The sequence below is a fragment of the Streptomyces monashensis genome (assembly GCF_001866665.1).
Classification (GTDB): Bacteria; Actinomycetota; Actinomycetes; order Streptomycetales; family Streptomycetaceae; genus Streptomyces; species Streptomyces monashensis.
In genome coordinates, this window is record NZ_MLYO01000040.1 from 53,226 (window position 1) to 69,758 (window position 16,533).

A 16,533-nucleotide genomic window follows, 5' to 3' on the forward strand; every position below is an offset into this window, starting at 1 on the left:
AAGGGTACGGCCCGGCAGCATCGGATGGCACACAGTGGCATGGTGGCAAAGTGTGCCACTCAGGCGTAACGTGTAACGCATGGGAACGTCGGCGGCAGGAGGTCCGGCGTCGCGAAGGCCCCGCCGTACGCCGACGGGGAAGGCAGGAGAAGACATGAACCGCTACGAAGGCCGCCGCGCACTGATCACCGGCGGCGGCTCGGGCATCGGCCAGGCCACCGTGCTGCGTCTCCTCTCCGAGGGCGGCACCGTCGTGGCCGCCGATGTGAGCGAGCGGGGTCTGAAGGACACCGTCGAGAAGGCCGGAGCACACGCGGACCGCCTCACCACGCTCGTCGTGGACATCGCCGACGAGACCTCCGTACGCGAGGGCGTCGCGACCGCGGTCGCCGCGCTCGGCGGGCTTGACGTGCTGGTCAACGCGGCCGGGATCCTGCGCTCCTCGCACACCCACGAGACGCCCCTGCGGGACTTCACCCGCATCCTGCAGGTCAACCTGGTCGGCACCTTCCTCGTCGTCCGCGAGGCCATACCGGCACTGCTGACGGGCCGCGACGCGGCGGTGGTCAACTTCAGCTCCACCTCGGCGGCGTTCGCACACCCGTACATGGCGGCCTACGCGGCGAGCAAGGGCGGGATCCAGTCCATGACCCACGCCCTGGCCGCCGAGTACGCGAAGCGGGGCATCCGCTTCACCGCCGTCCAGCCAGGGTCCATCTCGTCCGGCATGACCGACGGCAGCGGCGCCAGCGGCCAGAGCACCGGTCCGGGGCTGCCCGCGGATGCCGACATGGCGCTGTTCGCCAAGCTCTCCCCCGCGCTCGGGCAGGGCTTCGCCGGTCCCGAGACGGTCGCCTCCGTCGTCGCGATGCTCGCCTCGCGGGACGGCCGGTTCATCACCGGCACCGAGATCCGCGTCGACGGCGGCACCCACTTCTGAACAGGGGCGTGCCCGGCCGCACCGGCCACGCGCCGGTACGGTCCGGTACGGCCGTCAGGAGCCGAGGAGTTCGACGAACCGCTCGATGTCGATGTTGCCGCCGGAGGCGATGACGCCGACGCGCGGCGGGAGGTTCTCGACGCGGCCCGCCAGGAGTGCGGCCAGAGCGGTGGCGCCGCTGGGTTCGAGGACGATCTTGAGGCGCTCGAAGGCGAACCGCATGGCGGTGATGATCTCCGCGTCGCCGACCAGCGCAATGCCGTCGACCAGGCGCTGGTTGATCGGGAAGGTGAGCTCGCCCGGCGTGGGCAGTGCCTGTCCGTCGGCGATGGTCCGGGGGACGGGCCGGGTGACGCGGACGCCGCTCTCCAGCGACCGCTTGGTGTCGTCCCCCGCCTCGGGCTCCACGCCGAGGACCCGGATGGCGGGGTGCAGCGCCTTCGCGGCGGTGGCGCTGCCGGCGATGAGTCCGCCTCCCCCGACCGGCACGACGAGGGCGTCCAACGGGCCGGTCTCCTCCAGGAGTTCGAGGGTCGCGGTGCCCTGGCCGGCCATGACGTGCGGGTGGTCGTAGGGCGGGATGAGGGTGAGACCACGCTCCTCGGCGAGCGCATGGCCGAGCGCGGTGCGGTCCTGGGTGTAGCGGTCGTAGGTGACGATCTCGGCCCCGTACCCGGCGGTGGCCTCGCGTTTGGCGCGCGGGGCGTCCTCGGGCATCAGCACGACGGCGCTGGTGCCCAGTTCTCGGGCGGCGAGGGCGGTGGCCTGGGCGTGGTTGCCGGAGGAGTAGGCCGCGATGCCCCTGGCCAGTTGCTCCGGCGGGAGCTGGGCGGCCGCGTTGTAGGCGCCGCGGAACTTGAAGGCGCCGACCCGCTGGAAGTTCTCGCACTTGATGAACACCTCGGCGCCGACGAGGGAGTTCAGGGTGCTCGAGGTGAGGACGGGGGTGCGGTGGGCGACGCCTGCGAGGCGTGCGGCGGCGGCACGGACGTCGTCGAACGTGACGGGTGAAGCGGCGGCCATGACGAGATCCTCTCCCGGTGCGTCATTTCGCGTAGTTGTAGACGGTCGCCCGGGACACGCCGAGCAGGTCCGCGATGGTCTGCGCGGCGTCGCGCGAGTCGAAGTACCCGTCCTGGTAGAGCTGTCGTACGAGCGCCTTCTTGTCGTCGCGGCTCAGCGACCGGGGCGTGGCGCCGCGTTGGGCGGACAGCTCCTCCACGGTCCGGCGCAGTTCGCGGGCGGTGCGGTCGCGCAGGGTCTCCAGCGGGCGGTCGCCGTGCGCGGTGTCCGTGGCGACGAGGTTCGAGAGGGCGAGCGTGACGGGTGACAGGACGGAGATGTCGAGGTTGAGGCAGAGCGCGGCGACGTACTCCCCCTCGGTGTTCTTGATGCCGATGGACGTGCTCTTCGCGGGGCGGCCGTCCGGGAAGCGGTTGGGGTAGTTCTGGACGACGCTCGGAAAGTCCGGGTCGGCGATGCGAGCGAGTCCCAATTCGGTTGCGGGATCCCCGACTTGGCGCCCCGACAGATCGTTCTCGATCACCCGGATCGCATGTCGCGGGTCCCGCAGGTCGTGCAGCACCACCTCGCACAGGCCCGGAAACATCCGCCCGAGCGCGACGGCGATCTTCTCGGCCTCCCGGACGAGGTGTTCGTCGGACTCCGCCGCCACCCCACTCACCAGCTCCCTGCCCTGCTTGGATTTATTTTCCAAGACTGTACACGAATTCCAAATAGATCACGGACACCGGCGGTGTCCCGGTCCCGGGGGAGCCGCCCGCGGGCGAGCGAGCTCCACGGAATCACCCCGGCACCCTGGGACATGCGTGATCGCATAGAGGGGGGCGGCGGGCTCGGGGGCCATCCGCACCGTACGCCGGGTCGCTCTCCGGCCCGAGGGTGCGCCGACGATATGCCGCTAGCCGGCCAACTGCGGGTAAAGCGCCGCCAGTTCACCGGAGAGGCCCGCCTTCACGTTCCTGGTGAGGTCGTCCGCGAGCACTTCGTACGCCCCGGTTTCGACGCCGTCGAGCGCGAGGGCGGCGACGTCGTGCGGTGTGGACTTGGGGGCATCCACGGCCGCGGCCATGTCGGTGTCGATGTAGCCGACGTGCAGTCCCGTCACTCCGATGCCGCGTGAACCCAGCTCCAGGCGAAGGGAGTTGGTCTGGGACCAGAAGGCGGCCTTGGTGGCGCTGTAGGAGCCGGCGAGCCCGATCCAGGAGAGCACGGAGTGCACGTTGAGGAGGTGTCCGCCGCCGTTGCGCTCGAGGACCGGAACGAAGGCCCGGGTGACCAGGAGCGGACCGTAGAAGTTGGTCTCGAACTCACGCCGTACGACGTCGATCTCGGCGTCGAGGAAGGAATGCGCGCCGAGCGAGACACCCGCGTTGTTGATCAGGATATTGACGTCCTGCGCCTGCGCGGCGGCCTCGGCGACGGAGGCCGGGTCGGTGACCTCCAGGGCGAGCGGAACGGCGTCCGGGTGGGTCACGGTGCGCGGGTCCCGGGCCGTGGCGTACACCTTGGCGGCCCCGCGCGCGTACAGCTCCTCCACCAGCGCCCTGCCCAGGCCCCGGCTGCCACCGGTGACCAGGGCGACGGAGTTCTTGATCGCGGTCATGTCGTCTCCAGGGGGAAGTCACGAGTGAAAACCGATCGGTTTCCGATCGGTCTCCCCACGGTAAACCGATCGGTTTCCAACTTCAAGCGCGCCCCGAGGCCGCCTGTTGCCACCCCGCCCACTATCCTGCCTAGTAAGTTTGATTTTCCAACTCAGCACGAGGAGGCCGCATGAACGAGCAGCGCACGGCCGACGGAGCGGGGAGCCGGAAGCTGCCCGCCCGCCTAGCCGCCCACCCGTCGGTACGGGCCGTACTGGCATCCCGTGCGAACGCCGCTCCGGCACCGCCGCCCGCGGTGATCGACGCGGAGTGGCTGCGCGCGCTGTGTCTGGAGGCCGGTGCGGACGACGCGGCGGCGGTGAGCCTGGACCACCCCGACCTCGCCGGGGAGCGGGACCATGTCCTGGCCGCCCTGCCGGGCACGCGCGCGCTGGTCTCACTCATGGTCCGGATGAACCGCGACAACACCCGCTCGCCCGCGCGCAGCGTGGCCAACCAGGAGTTCCACCAGACCGACGAACAGGTCAACGCCGCCGCCCGCAGGGTGGTCCGGGCCCTGGAGGACGCCGGCCATCGCGCGCTCAACCCGTCCGCCGGGTTCCCGCAGGAGATGGAGCGCTTCCCCGGCCGTATCTGGGTCGTCGCGCACAAGACGGTCGCCGTGGCCGCGGGTCTGGGCGTCATGGGGCTGCACCGCAATGTCATCCACCCCCGATTCGGCAACTTCGTACTGCTCGCCACCGTGCTCGTGGACGCCCCGGTCAGCGCGTACGGCCGACCGCTGGACTACAGCCCCTGCGTGGACTGCAAGCTGTGCGTGGCGGCCTGTCCGATCGGGGCCATCGGCAAGGACGGCTCGTTCGACGCCCTGGCCTGCACGACCCACAACTACCGGGAGTTCATGAGCGGCTTCACCGACTGGGTGCAGACCGTGGCCGACAGCGCGGACGCGGCCGACTTCCGCTCACGGGTGACCGACCCGGAGAACGCCTCGATGTGGCAGAGCCTCGCCTTCAAGCCGAGCTACAAGTCCGGCTACTGCCTGGCCGTGTGCCCCGCCGGCGAGGACGTGCTGGGCCCGTATCTCGACGACCGCAAGGCCTATCTGGAGACCGTGCTGCGCCCGCTCCAGGACAAGACGGAGACCCTCTACGTCCTGCCGGGCTCCGACGCCCAGCGGTACGCCGAGCGCCGTTTCCCGCACAAGCCGGTCAAGGAGGTCTCCGGCGGCTGGCGGCCCCCCGCCGTGCGCCGTCCCGTCGAGCGGCCCGCCGACGAGGAGCGCCCGGGGTCCCCCGGACCCGGCTGAGCACCGCCACCCGCCGGGCAGCCCTCGTCACCCGGGCGGCCCGTCTCCGCTGGCCGTCGCGCGCCCGGTGGCAGAGGGTCTGAACAAGATCGGTGGGTCGATGCCTCGTCCGACCGGTCGCCGAGTCGCCCCTCCCTGTCCGTGACGACGTGCCGAGGCGGGCCGACCCACCGGGGGGGGCGGGGAGCGATCAATCCATGCGCTCGGGTAGTTCCCCGCCCTCTCCCACCCCGCCCGTGCCACCCGCGTCGCCCGGCGACCCGCAGTCCGGCCAAGAGCAGCCCTGATCGCTGACCGCCGCGCCGCAGGAAGCGGATCACCGGGTGTCCGTCGGCGGTGGTGACCGCGGCGTCGACGCCGTACACCCGCTTGATCAGGTCGGTGGTCGGGACCTCGCCGGGCGGGCCCTCGGCTACCGCCCGCCCGCCGTGCAGCACGAGCAGCCGTGGCCGTGCGCACCCGCCCCCGCAGTCGGGCGACGAGCTGCTCGCCGCGCTTCTCCACGCCGAACGCCCGGGCCAGGTCGCGTGTTTCGCCGTAGACGGCAGCCAGGGCGAGCGGCTTCGCGCGGGACCCGTCGCCGCCCCGCGCACGGCCGTCGGCAGCCGGAACTGTGGGCACGAACGGGGTAGTTGATATGGCAAGCTTTGGCCAATCGTTCACGGGACGAGGCCGTGACGGTCGGGGAGAGGAGCCCACTGTGACTCAGGACGGCGGCCAGGCCGTGCGCATCGACACCAGCAAGCCGCATCCCGCGCGCATCTACGACTACCTCCTGGGCGGCAAGGACAACTACGAGGTGGACCAGCAGGCGGGCGACCAGCTGGCCGCGGCGGCCCCCGAGGTGTGGATCTCCGTGCGCGCCAACCGCGCCTTCCTGCACCGCGCGGTGCGCTACGTCGTCGACAGCGGCGTCCGCCAGATCCTGGACATCGGCACCGGACTGCCCACCTCCCCGAACGTGCACGAGGTCGCCCAGCAACTGGCACCGGACGTGCGTGTCGCCTACGTCGACAACGACCCGATCGTGAAGGCGCACGCCGACGCGCTGCTCAGCCGGGCCGGCACGACCAGCATCGTCCTCGCCGACCTGCGCGATCCGCAGTCCGTCATCGATCATCCGGAGGTCCGCCGGATCATCGACTTCGGCCGGCCGGTCGCCCTGTTCCTTGTCGCCGTACTCCACTTCATCCGTGACGCGGACGAGCCCGAGCGGATCGTGGCCACGTTGCGCGACGCGCTGCCGGCCGGCAGCTTCCTCGTCCTCTCCCACGCGACGGGCGACTTCGCCGACGACCGCAGCGACGCCGAGGCCGTCTACCGGAGCGCCACCGCCACCATGAACCTGCGCTCCCGCGACCGGGTCGAGCGGTTCTTCGACGGCCTCGAGCTGGTCGAACCCGGCCTGACCCAGGTCCCGTTCTGGCGCCCGGACACCACCCCGCCGGCCGGCTCCGAGGAGATCGGCTTCTACGGCGCGGTGGCCCGGAAGAACGCCTGAGCACGGCGAGTCCCCCCGGCCTGCTCGACCCCGACGACCTGGTGCGCGACCATCTGCCGGACTGCGCCGGGGGCGGCCGGGACGCCGTCACCGCCGGCCGTCCGTGGAGCCACACCGCGCCGCTGCGGGCCGCCGCGACCGGGCCGCGGGTGAGGCCTTCGACCAGGGCTGGGACAAGCTCATGGCGCTGATCCGCGCCTCGGACGCCGACCCGAACCGGGTTCCCGGGCAGCGGGCGGCCTGTCCGGGCCATGCCGGGTACCTACTGCTCGGGGAGATCGCGGCCCGCCGCAGCGGTACCGCCTTCGGGGACTTCCTGGGTACCGAGGTCACCGGCCCGCTCGGGCTGAGCGCCGCGCTCGGCGGCCCGCTCGGCGCCCACATGGTGCGGGTCCCGTACCACGGCCCCGCCGAGCTCGCGGCCCGCGTCGCCGGCTTCGACGTCGTCCGGGGCCACCCCGGCGCATGTGTGGCCGGCCCCTTCGGCGAGGCGGCCGTCGCCCTTCGGCCGCACCGCAGGCAGCGCCTGTGTGGTCCTGGCGGACCTCGACGCCGGGGTGACGATCTCGGCGTACTTCAACGGCAGCGCCGCGCTCACCGAGCGCGCGGCCGCTTCGATCACGCACTGTGCACGGTGGTGTACGAGGATCTCGGTCTCGCCGCCCCTGGGCACACGGGCCGCGACCACCTGGCCCCGGGCCGCCTCGGCCTCATCCGAGAGCCGCCGGCCGCGGGGTTCCGCCCGCTTGGTGGGTGTCGTCCGATGGTGCGACGCTGGGTGGAGACGTGGCCGACCCGGGGACTCCTGGAGGGCCGATGGGACGTGACGTCCCGGCGCTCGTCTTCACCCGCGAGGACCGCCGCCGGTACCGGATCAAGATGCACGGATGCCTCGACGCGCTGGCGCAGATGCTGCGCGAGCAGCGGTTCGAGTCCGAGCGGCCCCAGGTCGGCCTGGAGATAGAGCTGAACCTGGTGGGCGACGACGCCGAACCGGTGATGCGCAACAGCGATGTGCTCCAGGCCGTCTCGGACCCCGCCTGGTCCACCGAACTGGGCCGGTTCAACCTGGAGATCAACGTCCCGCCCCGGCGGCTGACGGCGGGCGGCCCCGACGCGTGGGAGGGCGAGATCCGCGCCGCGCTGAACCACGCCGACGAGCGGGCCCGCACGGTCGGCGCCCGGCTGATCATGATCGGGATCCTGCCCACGCTGCGCCAGGAGGACATCGGCGAGGGCGCGCTGTCGGAGAACCCCCGCTACCGCCTGCTCAACGACCAGATCTTCGCGGCCCGGGGCGAGGACCTGCGCATCGAGGTGGACGGCGCCGACCGGCTGCGGACCTACGCGGACACGATCACCCCGGAGGCGGCCTGCACCAGTACCCAGTTCCACCTTCAGGTCTCCCCCGAGGAGTTCGCCGCCTACTGGAACGCGGCGCAGGCGATCGCCGGCGTCCAGGTGGCGCTCGCGGCCAACTCCCCTTTCCTGTTCGGCAAGGAGCTGTGGCACGAGACCCGTATTCCGCTGTTCGAGCAGGCCACGGACACCCGCCCGGAGGAGATCAAGGTGCAGGGCGTACGGCCCCGGGTGTGGTTCGGGGAGCGGTGGATCAACAGCGTCTTCGACCTCTTCGAGGAGAATCTGCGCTACTTCCCGGCCCTCCTCCCGCTGTGCGACGAGCAGGACCCGGCCGAGACCCTGGACCGGGGTGACGTTCCCGAGCTGGGAGAACTCACCCTGCACAACGGCACGATCTACCGCTGGAACCGCCCCGTGTACGCCGTCACGCACGACGTGCCGCACATCCGGGTGGAGAACCGGGTGCTGCCCGCCGGTCCGACCGTCGCCGACACGCTCGCCAACGGCGCCTTCTACTACGGTCTCACCCGGGCCCTGACCGAGGAGGACCGGCCGGTGTGGTCGCGGATGTCGTTCTCGGCGGCCGAGGACAATCTGCACACCGCCGCCCGGCACGGCATCGAGGCCCTGCTGTACTGGCCCGGGATGGGCGAAGTCCCGGTGCCCGAACTGGTGTTGCGCCGGCTGCTGCCCCTGGCGCACCGGGGACTCGCGCTCTCCGGCATGGACGAGGCGTGGCGCGAGCCGCTGCTCGGCATCATCGAGCAGCGCTGTGTGACCGCGCGCAACGGCGCGGTGTGGCAGAAGGAGACGGTCCACCACCTCGACGCCACCACGCACACCAGCCGCCACGAGACACTGCGCCGGATGACCCAGCTCTACATCGACTACATGCACCTCAACGCTCCGGCGCACACCTGGCCGGTGGACTGAGCCGGCTCAGCCGCGGTCGCGCAGCAGGCTGACGGCCCGGTCGAAGGCCGAGTCCCGGTTCTTGGCGAACTCCTCCTCGGTGAAGACCGGTTCGGTCAGCTGCGGCGGGATGCCGGTACCGTCGAAGGTGCGTCCGGTGCGGGTCAGGTACTCCTCGTTCGGCAGGGTGAAGGCGAGCCCGTCGGGCAGGCAGCGCTCCATGACGTCCGAGAAGACGCCCTGCGTGGCCTGTCCGATGCGCACGGTCGGTCCGGGCCGGTCGATGAGCGCCTGGGTGAAGGTCTCGCCCGCGCTGACCGTGGAGCCGCCGGTGAGGACGGCGACCGGGCCGGTGTAGCGGGGCGCGTCGGCGGGGACGACGGGCACGGGTTCGGGCCGGGTGTGCCGGGCGGGGTCGGCCGGGTCGTTGCGGGCCCGCTTGGCGTACGCGGTGTAGGGCGTGTCCGTCAGCCGCTGGGCGATCCGGATGCCGAGGCTGTCGGCCCCGCCGCCGTTGACGCGCAGATCGATGACCAGTCCCTTGAGCCGCTTCGTCCGCCCGGCGTCGAGCACGGTGTTCAACGCCCGGTCCAGTTCGGCCTGTTCGGCGGTGTACGGCGCGTCCTTGCCGGCGTATCCGCCGAAGCCGGAGAGGCGCAGGTAGCCGAGGTCGCCCGGCAGGTCGGCGTAGGTGATCCGGCCGGCGCCGAAGTCCTGACGGTGGGCGGCGTCCCCGAGGTCGCGGGCGACGATGAACTTCTTGGCCTTCGCGTCGAGTTCCTCGCTCGGCACCTCGGTACCGCGACGCACCTCGGCGAAGTGCCGGCGACCGTCGGCGACCACGACATGGGCGTCGTACAGGGGGCGCACCATCCGGCTGAGGATGGCGAAGAGCCGGTCCTTGGTGGTGTCCTGGCGGACCAGTGGCCGGTAGCGGTCGCGTACGGCGTGCCAGTCGATGCCCTTGGCGGCGAAGAAGGGGTAGTTCTCCTCGAAGGTCTGCCAGAAGACGTCGAAGGCGGTGCGCGGGTCGATGGACGCCGGGCGGGCGCAGCCGGCGGGCAGGGCGGGCAGTCGGCGCAGTTGCCGGTGGCCCACCGAGCTGTCGGCGGCGAACAGTGCGTGATCCCGGTCGTGCAGGGTCCGTACGGTCAGCGCCGTGCCGTCGGTCGTGAGGTAGGTGCCCGGCCCGGTCTGGCGCGAGGTGTCGCCCTTGAGGCAGCTGACGGACGTCGTCTGGTACTCCTGGAGCACTCCCCCGCCGGCGACGAGGACGGTGCCGTAGCCGTCCACGCGCCACACCCCGTCGGTGCCGGACGGGCCGGACGCGGCGGCGGCCGCGGCCGGTACGGCTCCGGCGGCGAGGGTCAGGACGGCGACGGTGGCCGTGAGGGTACGCACGATGGGGTCCTTCCGGTTCGGTGCACGCAGGACTCCACCGTCGCCGCCGCGCCCCTGTCCGCACCATCCGGAGTCCCGGTGCACCGGACCGGGGGACAACCCCCGTACACGCCTCACCCGGACCGGTGCACGCCGTTCAGGGGGACGCGCCGCGCGGTCAGTGTGCGGTGGCTGATCCGCCAGCCGTCGGGGGTGCGGACGAGGACGTCGTCGTACGTGAGGGAACCGCACGTGCCGTCCGCCCGGACGCCCAGCCCCTTGGAGCGGGCGCGGACCCGGCCGTCCGCCTCCTCCCGCACGACGGTGTTGGTGACGTGATGCGCGACGGGATTGCCGTCCCCGAGTGCCAGCGCCGCCTCCCGGACGGCGGCCAGGCCCACCAGGGGCTCCTGGCCGAAGTCGGACACGTCGTAGACGATGTCCGGGGTGAACAGCTCGCCCATGCGGTCGAGTTGTCCGTCGTCCACGACATGACCGTGCAGCGCGATCAACTCGCCGATGGCAAGCCGGTCTTCGAGCCCCAGCGTCACACACGTCTCCCCTCGGCCGACCCCTGCGCGGATGCCCCGGTCAGGCCCTCCCGCTACGCCGCGCCCGGGCACTGCGGCGCGTCCGGCAGATGGGTCTTGGCCCAGTCTCCCAGCTGCCGCAGCGCGGGCTCCAGGGCGGCCCCCGCCTCGGTCAGGCGGTAGGAGACGCGCAGCGGCGGGCCCTCGTCGACCTCACGCACGACGAGGCCGGCGGCGCCGAGCTCGGCGAGCCGGTCGGAGAGCATGCGTTCGCTGATGCCGGGAACGGCCCGGCGCAGGTCCGCGAAGTGCGCGGGCTGATGCACCAGGACGGAGACGATCGGACCGCTCCAGCGCTTTCCCAGCAGCTGGAAGACGCGGGTGATGCCGTCGTCCACCCGCTTGCACATCTCACCGTCATGATTCCGCTCCGCCGCCATGTGATCAGGGTACTACTTCACCGTAGGAGGTGAAAAAAAGTAAGCCCCTGTGCTATTCATAGCTAGGTACGAAACTTCAGCCCGGCACGTCCGTTCCGGGCTGCCCTGATCCGTTTCCTGGAGTTCCCCATGGCCACCCTGCTGCACATCGACTCGTCCGTGTTCCCGGCCGAGGTCTCGTCCTCCCGCGCCGTGACCGCGGCCTTCCGCAAGCACTGGGAGGAGCAGCACCCCGAGGGCACGGTCGTCTACCGCGACCTGAACGCGCAGCCCGTCGCGCACATCACCGCCGCCTCGCACACCGCCGGTTTCGTGGACCCCGCCGCCCACACGCCCGAGCAGGCCGCCGCCTTCGCCGAGCGCGTCCGGCTGATCGAGGAGCTGGAGCAGGCGGACGCGGTGCTGATCGGCGCCCCGATGTACAACTTCTCGATCCCCTCGACCCTCAAGGCCTGGCTGGACAACGTGATCCTGATGGGCCGCACCGCGGGCGAGACCCAGTCCGCCAAGGGCACCCCGGTGACCGTCGTCGCGAGCCGCGGCGGCTCGTACGAGCCGGGCACCCCGCGCGAGGACTTCGAGTACGTGCGCAACTACCTCGGTGCCGCCCTCGGCGCGGGCCTCGGCCTGGACGTCGACTTCATCGTCCCGGAGCTGACGATGGCCCCGCAGAACCCGGCGATGGCCGAGCTGGTCCCGCTGTACGAGGCCTCCCGCGACCGCGCCCTGGAGCAGGCCGCCGCGAAGGCCGGCCGGCTCGTGGAGCGCCTGGCCGCCTGAGCCCGCCTCGTCCGACCCGGGTACCGCCGACGAGGCCGGACCCGGGTCGACGTGTGTCAGTGCGCGAAGACCGTGCTGGCCAGCGCGACGTCGACCGCGGTACCGGCCAGGATGCTCAGCGGCGCGTTGCGGCGCCACAGGTGCACGCCGACGGTGACGGCGAGCGCCGCGAGCGGGGCCAGTACGGCGGTGCGGGTGACCGGCAGGTCGCGCAGGCAGTAGACGACCAGGATCACCATGATCCCGGCGGGCATCCGGGACTGGAGATACCCCACGGTGCGGCTCGCGCGCAGCCGCCCGAGCGCGGCGAAGGGCAGGGCGCGCAGGCCCCAGGTGACGGCGGCGGAGACGAGGACCGCGGCGACGAGGTACGGCGTGTCAGGCATGGCGCGGGTTGTCCTTGGTGGTCAGGTGGCGGGCGAGGAGCCCGGCAGTGAACAGGGCGAAGGCGGCGAGGAGCAGGCTGCCCGGGAAGAGGAGCCGGGCGGCGAGCGCACCGAGCAAGGCGAGCACCGGTGTCGGCAGATCGCCCCGCCGGTCGCGGACGGCCTCCAGCGCCAGCACGGTGAACAGCGCGGTGAGCGCGAAGTCCAGGCCCTGGACACGGTCGGGGACGAGGGACCCGAGCAGCGCCCCGGCCGTGGCGCCGCCGGCCCAGTACAGGTGCATGAAGAGCTGGAGCCAGAGGATCCGGCGGCCGGACCAGGCGCGGGCCCGCTCCCCGGCGGTCAGCGCGTAGGCCTCGTCGCACAGCGCGAAGGTGCCGTACGCCCTGCCGAGCCGCCCCCGCACCCGGTCCAGCGGGAAGGACAGGGCGTAGAAGACGTGCCGCACGTTCACCAGGAACGCGGAGACGGCGATCGAGGCCAGCGGTACGGCGGCGGTGACCAGTCCGATGAGCAGGAACTCGAAGGAACCGCCGTAGACCAGCGCGCTGGACAGCGTCGCCCACCACCAGTCGATGCCGGAGTGGGCGACGAGGACGCCGAAGGCGACTCCGAGCGGGACGAAACCCAGTCCCACGGAGGCGGAGTCCCGCAGCGCGGCCCGCGCCTCCGAGGGGCTCCGCGAAGGCGGGACGGCCATGGACGGGGACGCGTCACGGCCGACGGGAGGGGAGATGTGCATGGAGACATTTTAGGACAGAGTGTGCGCCATATGGTTGCCAAGAATGTCCCTATCATGACCTCATGCGCAATGAAGTGAGCCTGGACGCCATCGATCGGGACATTCTGTTTCACCTGCGCCGGTACGGACGGCTGACCAACGTCGAGCTGGCCCAGCGGGTGGGCCTGACCCCGCCGCCCTGCCTGCGCCGGGTCAAGCGGCTGGAGGAGGCCGGTGTCATCACGGGGTACCGGGCGGTGGTGGACCCCGAGGCGCTGGGCCGCGGGCTGGAGGTGCTGATCGACATCGAGGTCAGCGCCAACGACCGCACGACGTTCCTGGAGTTCGAGGACATCGTGGCCGGGTACGAGGAGGTCGTCGAGTTCCGCCGGATGTACGGCCGCCCGGACTATTTCGTCCGCGTCGCCGTCGCCGACCACGCCGCGTACGAGGCCTTCCTGGTGGACAAGCTCAGCGCACAGCCCTGCGTCCTGCGCATCGACTCCCATCTGACCATGAAGGCGATCAAGTCCGGCCCGTGAGCGCGGCGCGAGCAGGATGTACGGTGCATCTACCTGCTCGACGCCCCGTGATCATGGACACCCCGAGGAGAGTCACCCGTTGTCCGCGAGCTACTTCGAACGCATCGATCCGCACCACTACAAGCCCACGGCACACGCGAGCGGCGCGTGGGACACCGACGAGATGCACTTCAGCCCGCTCGCCGGTCTTGTCGTCCACGCGATCGACGGGTATCTCGCCGAGCGGCCGCGGCAGGGCGGACTGCTGGTCTCCCGGATCAGCTTCGACATCCTGGGGCGGCTCGCGCTGGACGAGTGCGAGATCCGGGTGGAGTCCATCCGGCCCGGCCGCACCATCGAACTCCTCGAAGCGGTCGTGGACATCGCGGGACGGACCGCCGTACGGGCCCGCGCCTGGCTGCTGGCCGAGGGGGACACCCGCGCCGTGGCCGGCGGCGGTGACGCCCGGCTCACCCCGCCGCCGGACGCCGTCGCCGCGCGGTCGCTGGGCTCCGTGTGGCCCGGCGGGCACTGCGCGTCCGTCGACTTCCGGCCGCTCGCTCCCGCGGAGCCGGGCCGCGCCACGGCGTGGATCTCCACGCACCTCGGCCTCGTCGCCGGCGAACCGAGCAGCCCGCTCGCGTCCTACGTCGCCCTGATCGACACCGCCAACGGCATCGCCGTACGGCGCTCGCCCACCGAGTGGATGTTCCCCAACGTCGACCTGACGATCCACCTCCACCGCCAACCGGAGGGCCGCTGGGTCGGGTTGGACACCACGGTCGTCTTCGGCCCGACCGGCCAGGGACTGACCAGCTCCGTGCTGCACGACCTGGCCGGCCCGGTCGGCCACGCCCAGCAGACCCTCACCGTGCGCCCGCTGCCGGGCGCGTGACCCCGCGCCGCGCGGGCGGGCCCGTGCGGCGCTGATCAGATGACATACGGTGCTGTCATGCGCGTCGACTACTCGCCCGAGTCCCTGGGGGCCGGGGCGTTCTACCGTCTGCTCACGTCCGTCGTCGTACCCCGGCCGATCGCCTGGGTCTCGACCCTCGCACCGGACGGGGAGACGGCGAACCTGGCCCCGCACTCGTTCTTCACCGTCGCCTGTACCGATCCGCCCGTCGTCCAGTACACCGTGGTCGGCCGCAAGGACTCGTTGCGCAACGTCGAGGACACCGGGGAGTTCGTCGTCAACCTCGCCCCGGAGCCGCTCCTCGCCGAGATCAACGCCACGGCGACCGAATTCCCCCGGGACCAGGGCGAGTTCGACGCCGTGGGCATCGAGCGGGAGCCGTCGCTGCGGGTGCGGCCGCCGCGGGTGGCCGCGTCCCCGGTCGCCCTGGAGTGCACGCTGCACTCGACGCTGCGCCTCGGAAACTCGACGGTGGTCTTCGGCCGGGTCGTGCACGCCGCCGTCCGCGAGGACGTACTGGTGGACGGCCGGCCGGACATCGGCCGGCTGCGTCCCCTCGCGCGCCTGGGCGGGAACGAATGGTCCACCGTCGGCGAGGTCCACGAGCTGGCCCGGGTGCCGTACCGGGGGCGTGTCTGACCGTCCGCCTCAGGCCAGCACCAGCACGAGGGGCACGCCCGCGCACGGCACCAGGCCGAGGCCGTCGTGCGTGCCGGGGCGTGCCGTGCCGAGCAGGTCACCGAAGCGCGGACCCCGGGTGAGCGAGCCGGCCAGATGGGCCGGGTCGGCGGAGGCGGCCACCCGGCCCCGCGCGTTCACCAGGTGCGCGGGGCGGGGCAGGCTCCGCAGCAGCGGCAGGACGGCCGCCTCGAAGTGCCGCAGATACACGTCGGCGGCGGCCACTCCGGCGAACCGGCCCTGGACGAGCACCGGTTCGGACAGGGTGAGGCTGTACTCGTCGGAGCAGAGGTAGTCGACGTACGGTCCGGCCACGGCCCGGCGCCCGGTGGCGCGGGGCAGCGCGAACCAGTCCCAGTGGGTGTAGTCGGCGTACGCCGACTGCCCGGAGTCGAGGTCGAGCTGGAGCGGGCGCACCACGCCGTCGGCGCCCGACTGCCACCACTCCAGCCAGGCGGGTACGTCGCCGAGCAGGCCGGGCGCCGCGACGAAGCCGGCGCCGGAGACGAGGTCCTCGCCGGTCAGCTGCCGGTGCAGTCCGGGGCGCAGGGCGGCGAGATCGGCACTGGCGGGCCGCCGTTCCTCGCCGGCCGCCCGGCGCAGCAGGTCCTCGGTCTCGGCGCGGATCGCGGCGACCGCGGCGAAGACGGCCTCCAGCGCGCCGCCCACCTGCGCGGCCACCCATGTCGCCGGGTCCGTGTCCAGGGTGGCGAGCGGGGGGCTGCAGCCCATGGTGTCCTCCAGCGGACGGGAACCGGACGCGGCGCGGTCAGAGCCCGAGGCGTACGGCGACGAGCCGCGCCACCGGCTCTCTGACACACCGCTCGGCCAGCGTGCCGGCCGTTTCGTGGGCCCCATCCTGCACGGCGGAGACCAGGGCGCGATGGCGGTCCGCAACTTCTTCACGAAACGCGTCGTCGGCGAGGACGAGGCAGAGCAGGGCGCCGATCTCGCTCTGGAGGGCGACCTGTTCGCGGGTGAGCCGGGTGGACTGGGCGGCGGCCGCGAGTTCGACGTGGAAGCGGCCGTACAGCCTGCTGCGCGCCGCCGCGTCCCCAGTGTGCGCCAACTCCTCGGCGGTGCGGTGCAGTTGTCGCAGGTCGTCGGGTTCGGTGCGCTGGGCGGCGAGGCGGGCGGCGGCGCCGGACAGGGCGGCCCAGTGATCGCCGAGGTCGCGCAGTTCGTCGGTGCTCCAGCCGCGCAGCCGTGCCTTGAGACGGTCGTCGGCGGGGACTTCGGGCACGGAGACGAAGCTTCCGCCGCCGCGGCCCCGGCGGGTGGTGACCAGGCCCTGCTGCCGCAGCGCCATGAGTGCCTCGCGCAGGGTGACCGTGGAGACGCCGAGCTGTCCGGCCAGTTCGCTCTCGCCGGGCAGTTGCTCGCCGTCGGCGATCAGGCCCAGCTCTATGGCGTCGCCGATGCGGCGCACCACCGCCTCCACGCGAGCCCGGTTGTCCACCGGGCTGAAGACGGCCTTGCGGGCGGCGCCCTCTTTCTCGTCCTGTTTCACGGCCACCACCTCGTGCACTG

General features: G+C 72.1%; 19 protein-coding genes. 8 read left to right on the forward strand and 11 right to left on the reverse strand.

From position 1 onward, the window contains the following. Positions 1 to 154 precede the first annotated feature (154 nt). A complete protein-coding gene (locus BIV23_RS24355; protein ID WP_071383069.1) occupies positions 155 to 940 on the forward strand; it encodes an SDR family NAD(P)-dependent oxidoreductase in 786 nt (261 codons plus the stop codon). A 54-nt stretch (positions 941 to 994) separates the two neighbouring features. Here the strand turns inward: BIV23_RS24355 and BIV23_RS24360 are convergent, their stop codons facing one another. The 3 genes from BIV23_RS24360 to BIV23_RS24370 form a co-directional block, all read right to left on the reverse strand. After that, on the reverse strand, positions 995 to 1,963 hold the full coding sequence (locus tag BIV23_RS24360) for a threo-3-hydroxy-L-aspartate ammonia-lyase (RefSeq protein WP_071383070.1): 969 nt from the start codon (positions 1,961 to 1,963) through the stop codon (positions 995 to 997). Positions 1,964 to 1,985: 22 nt separating this feature from the next. After that, positions 1,986 to 2,657 carry a helix-turn-helix transcriptional regulator gene (locus BIV23_RS24365; protein ID WP_245790615.1) on the reverse strand — a complete coding sequence of 224 codons (672 nt, stop codon included), beginning with the start codon at positions 2,655 to 2,657 and terminating at the stop codon, positions 1,986 to 1,988. A gap of 204 nt (positions 2,658 to 2,861) precedes the next feature. Continuing rightward, positions 2,862 to 3,566, reverse strand: coding sequence for an SDR family oxidoreductase (locus tag BIV23_RS24370; protein WP_071383071.1), 705 nt, complete (start codon positions 3,564 to 3,566; stop codon positions 2,862 to 2,864). Positions 3,567 to 3,736: 170 nt separating this feature from the next. On the opposite strand from BIV23_RS24370, the gene BIV23_RS24375 reads away from it, so the two are divergent. Then, positions 3,737 to 4,876, forward strand: coding sequence for a (4Fe-4S)-binding protein (locus tag BIV23_RS24375; RefSeq protein WP_071383072.1), 1,140 nt, complete (start codon positions 3,737 to 3,739; stop codon positions 4,874 to 4,876). Between the two features lie 700 nt (positions 4,877 to 5,576). Beyond that, a complete protein-coding gene (locus BIV23_RS24380; RefSeq protein WP_071383073.1) occupies positions 5,577 to 6,377 on the forward strand; it encodes an SAM-dependent methyltransferase in 801 nt (266 codons plus the stop codon). Positions 6,378 to 6,639: 262 nt separating this feature from the next. Here BIV23_RS24380 and BIV23_RS50480 read toward each other — a convergent pair whose 3' ends face one another. Further along, positions 6,640 to 6,999, reverse strand: coding sequence for a hypothetical protein (locus BIV23_RS50480; RefSeq protein ID WP_177240011.1), 360 nt, complete (start codon positions 6,997 to 6,999; stop codon positions 6,640 to 6,642). A gap of 194 nt (positions 7,000 to 7,193) precedes the next feature. On the opposite strand from BIV23_RS50480, the gene BIV23_RS24390 reads away from it, so the two are divergent. Continuing rightward, complete coding sequence (locus tag BIV23_RS24390) at positions 7,194 to 8,672, forward strand: glutamate-cysteine ligase family protein (protein ID WP_071383075.1); 1,479 nt, start codon at positions 7,194 to 7,196, stop codon at positions 8,670 to 8,672. A gap of 6 nt (positions 8,673 to 8,678) precedes the next feature. On the opposite strand, the gene BIV23_RS24395 is transcribed toward BIV23_RS24390, so the two are convergent. The 3 genes from BIV23_RS24395 to BIV23_RS24405 form a co-directional block, all read right to left on the reverse strand. Further along, positions 8,679 to 10,052, reverse strand: a complete 1,374-nt coding sequence (locus BIV23_RS24395; protein WP_071383076.1) for a S41 family peptidase — start codon at positions 10,050 to 10,052, stop codon at positions 8,679 to 8,681. A gap of 113 nt (positions 10,053 to 10,165) precedes the next feature. After that, on the reverse strand, positions 10,166 to 10,582 hold the full coding sequence (locus tag BIV23_RS24400; RefSeq protein WP_071383077.1) for a nuclear transport factor 2 family protein: 417 nt from the start codon (positions 10,580 to 10,582) through the stop codon (positions 10,166 to 10,168). 53 nt (positions 10,583 to 10,635) lie between these two features. Further along, positions 10,636 to 11,001, reverse strand: a complete 366-nt coding sequence (locus BIV23_RS24405; RefSeq protein WP_071383078.1) for a winged helix-turn-helix transcriptional regulator — start codon at positions 10,999 to 11,001, stop codon at positions 10,636 to 10,638. A gap of 129 nt (positions 11,002 to 11,130) precedes the next feature. Here BIV23_RS24405 and BIV23_RS24410 point away from each other — a divergent pair, with 129 nt between their 5' ends. Next, positions 11,131 to 11,781 (forward strand): FMN-dependent NADH-azoreductase, encoded by a 651-nt coding sequence (locus BIV23_RS24410; protein ID WP_071383079.1) that lies wholly within the window; start codon positions 11,131 to 11,133, stop codon positions 11,779 to 11,781. Between the two features lie 56 nt (positions 11,782 to 11,837). Here BIV23_RS24410 and BIV23_RS24415 read toward each other — a convergent pair whose 3' ends face one another. Both BIV23_RS24415 and BIV23_RS24420 read right to left on the reverse strand, forming a co-directional pair. Then, positions 11,838 to 12,167 (reverse strand): branched-chain amino acid transporter permease, encoded by a 330-nt coding sequence (locus BIV23_RS24415; RefSeq protein WP_071383080.1) that lies wholly within the window; start codon positions 12,165 to 12,167, stop codon positions 11,838 to 11,840. Next, positions 12,160 to 12,804 carry an AzlC family ABC transporter permease gene (locus BIV23_RS24420; RefSeq protein WP_342746376.1) on the reverse strand — a complete coding sequence of 215 codons (645 nt, stop codon included), beginning with the start codon at positions 12,802 to 12,804 and terminating at the stop codon, positions 12,160 to 12,162. Before BIV23_RS24420 ends, BIV23_RS24415 begins: the two co-directional genes overlap by 8 nt. 167 nt (positions 12,805 to 12,971) lie before the next feature. Here BIV23_RS24420 and BIV23_RS24425 point away from each other — a divergent pair, with 167 nt between their 5' ends. Genes BIV23_RS24425 through BIV23_RS24435 form a run of 3 tightly spaced genes read left to right on the forward strand, consistent with a single transcriptional unit; the run spans position 12,972 to position 14,964 of the window. Beyond that, positions 12,972 to 13,430 (forward strand): Lrp/AsnC family transcriptional regulator, encoded by a 459-nt coding sequence (locus tag BIV23_RS24425; RefSeq protein WP_071383081.1) that lies wholly within the window; start codon positions 12,972 to 12,974, stop codon positions 13,428 to 13,430. A 16-nt stretch (positions 13,431 to 13,446) separates the two neighbouring features. Further along, entirely contained in the window at positions 13,447 to 14,304 is an 858-nt protein-coding gene (locus BIV23_RS24430; RefSeq protein WP_079173330.1) for a thioesterase family protein, read from the forward strand. Positions 14,305 to 14,361: 57 nt separating this feature from the next. Next, entirely contained in the window at positions 14,362 to 14,964 is a 603-nt protein-coding gene (locus BIV23_RS24435) for a flavin reductase family protein (protein WP_071383083.1), read from the forward strand. 9 nt (positions 14,965 to 14,973) lie between these two features. Here BIV23_RS24435 and BIV23_RS24440 read toward each other — a convergent pair whose 3' ends face one another. Next, a complete protein-coding gene (locus BIV23_RS24440) occupies positions 14,974 to 15,735 on the reverse strand; it encodes a PDC sensor domain-containing protein (protein ID WP_071383084.1) in 762 nt (253 codons plus the stop codon). Between the two features lie 37 nt (positions 15,736 to 15,772). Beyond that, positions 15,773 to 16,522: a FadR/GntR family transcriptional regulator gene (locus tag BIV23_RS24445; protein WP_425443520.1), complete on the reverse strand. Its 750-nt coding sequence runs from the start codon at positions 16,520 to 16,522 to the stop codon at positions 15,773 to 15,775. Between the last annotated feature and the right edge of the window lie 11 nt (positions 16,523 to 16,533).